The 4,766-nt window shown below is 44.9% G+C and carries 7 protein-coding genes; all 7 read right to left on the reverse strand.

The window, feature by feature from the left end; genetic code table 11:
- Positions 1-136: 136 nt before the first annotated feature.
- Positions 137-295, reverse strand: a complete 159-nt coding sequence (locus BLQ81_RS22870; RefSeq protein WP_092735205.1) for a transposase domain-containing protein — start codon at positions 293-295, stop codon at positions 137-139.
- A gap of 9 nt (positions 296-304) precedes the next feature.
- Complete coding sequence (tnpC, locus tag BLQ81_RS22450) at positions 305-1,648, reverse strand: IS66 family transposase (RefSeq protein WP_092735208.1); 1,344 nt, start codon at positions 1,646-1,648, stop codon at positions 305-307.
- Positions 1,649-1,721: 73 nt separating this feature from the next.
- The gene (tnpB, locus tag BLQ81_RS21705; RefSeq protein ID WP_175454321.1) at positions 1,722-2,036 is read right to left on the reverse strand and encodes an IS66 family insertion sequence element accessory protein TnpB; all 315 of its coding nucleotides are present in this window, start codon (positions 2,034-2,036) and stop codon (positions 1,722-1,724) included.
- Between the two features lie 32 nt (positions 2,037-2,068).
- Positions 2,069-2,362: an IS66 family insertion sequence element accessory protein TnpA gene (gene tnpA, locus BLQ81_RS21710; protein ID WP_092735214.1), complete on the reverse strand. Its 294-nt coding sequence runs from the start codon at positions 2,360-2,362 to the stop codon at positions 2,069-2,071.
- Between the two features lie 466 nt (positions 2,363-2,828).
- Positions 2,829-3,425 carry an HNH endonuclease gene (locus BLQ81_RS21715; protein ID WP_092735217.1) on the reverse strand — a complete coding sequence of 199 codons (597 nt, stop codon included), beginning with the start codon at positions 3,423-3,425 and terminating at the stop codon, positions 2,829-2,831.
- On the reverse strand, positions 3,415-4,359 hold the full coding sequence (locus BLQ81_RS21720) for a DNA cytosine methyltransferase (RefSeq protein WP_092735220.1): 945 nt from the start codon (positions 4,357-4,359) through the stop codon (positions 3,415-3,417). Before BLQ81_RS21720 ends, BLQ81_RS21715 begins: the two co-directional genes overlap by 11 nt.
- 78 nt (positions 4,360-4,437) lie before the next feature.
- Positions 4,438-4,766, reverse strand: a 329-nt coding sequence (locus BLQ81_RS22555; protein ID WP_217636704.1) for a hypothetical protein, incomplete at its 5' end; no start/stop codon positions are given.

Raw genomic sequence — 4,766 nt, forward strand, 5'->3', positions numbered from 1 at the left:
TGGGAAGTTCGGCAAAGCAAATAACGATTCCGATCATTCATCGGGAACTTGGACTGCCGCTTCCCGAACCAGAAAACAGAGTCCTCGAAATATTCGTATCCATCCGACAAAACCCGTCGGGTTATAGTCCGGGATTTTATTTAGGGCGGTACTCCTGCCAGTTTGATGGCAGTAGTTGATAAAGGTCTTTTTGTTTATGGCTCTGGATTCTTTCGAACACATCCTTGAGCCAATCAAACTCGTTGATTTTATTCTTTTTGCAGCTGGCCATGAATGAATACATGGCTGCGGTCATTTCAGCTGCCTAGTGAGATCCGGCAAACAGATATGCTTTTCTGCCCACAGCCAGAGGCCGTACTGCATTTTCCACAAGGTTGTTGTCGATTTCCATCTGCCCGTGCAATACATATGCGCTCAGCCCTGCCCATCTTTTGTGGGCATATGCTATGGCCTGGCCCATCGGACTTTTGGGCCTGTAGCTATATTGTTTTTCCTCCAGCCATCTTCCGAGGTTCTCCAGAACAGGTTCCGCATGTTCCTTTCTCAATGCTGTCCGCTGCTGCCAGCCCATTGATTCATCCCGCATTTTTGTTTCCAGAAGGTAGAGCTTTCCGATTTCGTCCAGGATATAATTGGCCTGTTCTTCATCGTCCTTTACCGCATCCACAAACTTCCGTCTGGCATGCGCCATACAGAAAGTCAGATGGATATCCGGATGGTTCCCATAAAGTGAATCATAGACTTTATAGCCATCCGTCTGGATGATGCCTTTGAAGTCTGCCAACATTTCTTTGGGGCCTGACCGGTCCCTGCCTTTTCGGTAATCGAACAGCACTAGCCTGTCCACCGGGGCATGGTAAAGCCACATGTAACCCTGGTGGATACCGTTTTTGTGGTCCCTGTCCAGGACCTTTATCGGTGTTTCGTCGACCTGGAGATATTTTTGGTTGGCAACTATCAGCCGGAGCAGTTCCCAGAGCGGCCTGAGGTGATCCCAGCCTTTCATGATCCAATCCGATGCACTTGAGGCAGGGATCCGTACACCCATCTTGGCGTATTTATCGATCTGTCTGTGGAGAGGCATCCCATAGACATATTTATCAACTGTCATCTGGGCGACTACGGACTCCGAAGGAATTCCTTTTTCTATCACCCTGTCAGGAAGGGTCCCGATGATGATGCCCCCACCGTTTGGTCTGGCATACTTGGGACGGATATAACGCTTGACATAGAAGGATGAGGGGATCACTTCCAGCACCTCGGTAACTTCCTGACCGATCTGAACACAGTTTTCGGTAGATTCGGACGGCTTGATCACGATGTCTTCTCTTCTGAGCTCCTCGGGAAGGGTCATCCGCCCGGTACCTTTGGCTCGTTTTCCGGGGGCAGGCTTTGCTGTCACGGATTCAGAAAGGGCTTCTTGTACTGCTTTGGTGACACCGAGTTCAAAAAGTCCCAGTTGGCCGTCTCCTGTGTTACCTGTGCGTTTTTCACTTTTGAACCCAAAAAGATGTTTGCGGAGCTTGTCGAGTTCGAACTGCTGATCGGATATTATTTCTTCTTTTTGGATCAGGATTTCTTCTTTTTCCGATAGGGTCAACAGGGACTCTTCATACAGTTTTTTGTAGTCCGTCCCGTTGTTTCCCATAGATCAAAGATAGCTTAAAAAACGGCTTTTTGAGCAAAATGAGGCACTTTTTGCACTGAAAAAGCACTTTTTTTTACATCCTTTTTAAGGGGTCGTAGCGCTTTCTGTAGCTCACCGATTCCAGTCTTACCCCCTGTAAGAGCAGGCTCAGCTGACCGCTCGTAATGCCGTTTCCGGTAAGCACGGGACGTTCAAAAGTACCCCTTTCGAGCTTTTTGATATACATGGCAAATCCGTCCCTGTCCCACTGAAGTATGCGTATCTGGTTGGACCGCTTGCCCAGAAAAACAAAGACATCCCCGTTCATGGGATCAAAGCCCAGTCTGTTGCGCACCAGACCTGCCAGCGAATTGATGCCATACCGCATGTCAGTTGGCTCTTTATACATGAAGTATCTGGTCGAGCTCGATAGGGCAAGCATCAAAGAAGTCTTTTGACAGAATCGATCTCAACCTTTCCAAAAAACTCAATACTCACTCCCGAAGGATAACTGATCCTGACCACCGGCTCTTTTTGAAAACCAACATCGGGGGTGACCAACGAAAAGGACGATTGGTCGGTCGGAGCAGATTGCCCCAGGCTCAACTTCTTGCACCAGTAATAAAATGTCGTTCTGGAAATACCTTCTCCCTCGGCAAATGAAGCTTTGCTGATTCCGGAAGCCTGCCACCTGCAAAACAGGGAATAATAATCGTCGTTGCTGATCTTTTTCATGATGCAACATTAGTCCAAAATCTCTAAGGCTGAAATATGGGGTTCATCGGATGGATACAAATATTCAATCCAAGATATTGCCCTTGCTGCCAGAAGGAAAGCATGGTGAGCATTCAGCGACTGCCTAAACGGGGTCCGCCAAAAGCGGTGTTTTCTGCTGTCCCGACCCAATTCTAATCCCCGATTTTGATCGGGCTGGCGAAGCTATGCCTGTCTGCCGCCAAGGCAGGCCCATACTACAAAAAAGCCCTTCCAAAACGGGTCTGGAAGAGCTAATAAATGATACCAAAATGAATTTTTAGAAAGAGAAAAGGTGCCTGGCTCCTGATTTTTAGACTTAAAAGTCCTTTGTCAACCATAAATTTCCGACTCAATCCCCATAAGAACCTCACCGGTTTCGTGCAACAGCGCTTTCATTGTTCGTGCTCCGCACGCAACGAAAGCTTAGTTGTTACCGGCTGGGCTTCTATTTTTTCGTCAGTTCGTCTGCTTGTTTTGGAAACTTTTGAATTAACCATTTCAATACGTCAAGTTGGTCTTTTGCAGGTGCTCGTCTTACTTGTGCAATTAATTTAATTGTGTCCGGTCTATTTAAAGTCAGGTTTGATGCACCTTCATTACAAACAGAGCAGATTGCTCTTAAATTGTTTGCTTCATCAGTGCCACCCATTGATTTGTCAATGATATGTCCTATGTGCAATCTTGTTTTTCTTCCATTATCGTAGGGGTGGATTTCACCTGCTGCTGCACCACACATTTGGCAAGTAAACCCGTTACGGTCTAATACAAATGCTCTTGTTTCTTTAGAAATTCCACGTTCAAATGCAGGAAGCGGCTTTTTGTCAACGAGTAAATATTGTCCGGGCTTTAAATCACTTCTGTCATTGTGAGTTACAATATTCAAACCTTCTTCGTTTCTTAATTCTCGAACTCGTCTTGCCCATTCACTTGTTCCTGCAACTTCTCTTAAAGTGTCAGAGTCTAAAATTTTGCCTACATTCTCAATGAAAAAATCTCTCAGTTTGGCTCTTGAGCCTTTTCCTTTAGGTGCTTTATTTGCCATAGTTTAATGCCTTGATTATTGATTTGCCAACTGCTTTTGCAACGGGTGCAGGGAAGGCGTTTCCAACTTGTCGATATGCAGGTGTTTTTTTTCCTGCAAACTCCCAATCTTTTGGAAATCCTTGAACCAAGGCAGTCATTTTAAGTGTCAATTTTGGATTGCCCTTAAATCCATTTATTGGTGGCTTGTCAGCAAGTCCACCACCGTCAACTCCCAATTCTGCCCAAGCCTTTCTTGCTCTTGTAGGTCCCAAGTCTGCACCACCGTGTTTTTTTGAACCGCCTACAAGGGTGGGAGCAATTTTATTGGCTCGTTCTCTCCATTCATCAACACTTTCCCAACCCAATTCTGCCATTTCTTCATAAAGCAAATCGCCAATCGGCATTGGTTTTCTTTTAGATTTCTCTGGCCAATTGAAATATTGGAAGTATTCATTCTTAATAGCAACTAAAATTGCTCTTGGCCGAAGTTGAGATACGCCATAGTCCGAAGATTTTAGTAATTGCCAATCAGTCTTGTAACCGAGTTGTTCAAGTTCAGAAATAATTTCTTGCCTGTAATCTTCAAATTTTGGGTCAAGAAGTCCACGAACATTTTCGAGTAAAACAGCTTTTGGATTACACTCTTTGATTATCCTGATTGCTTCGGGAAATAAATCTCTGTCGTCAAACTGTCCAAGTTGTTTACCTGCAATTGAAAAAGGTGGGCAAGGGACTCCACCGGCTAAAAGGTCAACTTGTCCTTGATAAGTTTTAGCATCAAACCGTCTTAGGTCCCCTTGAATTACATTCCATTCAGGTCTGTTTGTTCTTAATGTCTGGCAAGCTAAGGGTTCGATTTCTACTAATGCCAAATGTTCAAACCCTGCTTCTTCAAGCCCGATAGCTTGTCCGCCTGCACCTGCACATATTTCAAGAGATTTGAATTTTTGCATTTCTTTTTTGTGGTCAAATTTACGATTAATGTCTGTTTTTTCTGTCTGTTCGCTGTCTTTTTAGCCTTGCCGGTAACGTCAGACCGTGAAAAAACCTCTCGATTTACCAAAAAAGTCCATTTCTGAGCCGTATAGGTGGTTAGAGTGGTTTGAAAATTGAATTCTATTCAAAACTGTATTTAGTTTCACTGCCGTTGTACTGATGCCAAAATAGGTCAAATACTTTGTTATTTGTGCTTTAAGGCTTGATTTTAAGGCTAAAGCGGCCTTTTTGTAGTCTGGCTTCCACTTCTTGATTTTTTCTGTCAGCTCCTCGATGCCAAGCAAGGTGATTGTGCGCTTGAGGTTGTACACAGTCATGATGAGGGCGAACTCGCCGTTGACTTTTTCCAGTCCCCGCAGGTCGG

Origin of the sequence: Algoriphagus alkaliphilus (genome assembly GCF_900103735.1) — a bacterium.
In the GTDB taxonomy this organism is placed as follows: Bacteria; Bacteroidota; Bacteroidia; order Cytophagales; family Cyclobacteriaceae; genus Algoriphagus; species Algoriphagus alkaliphilus.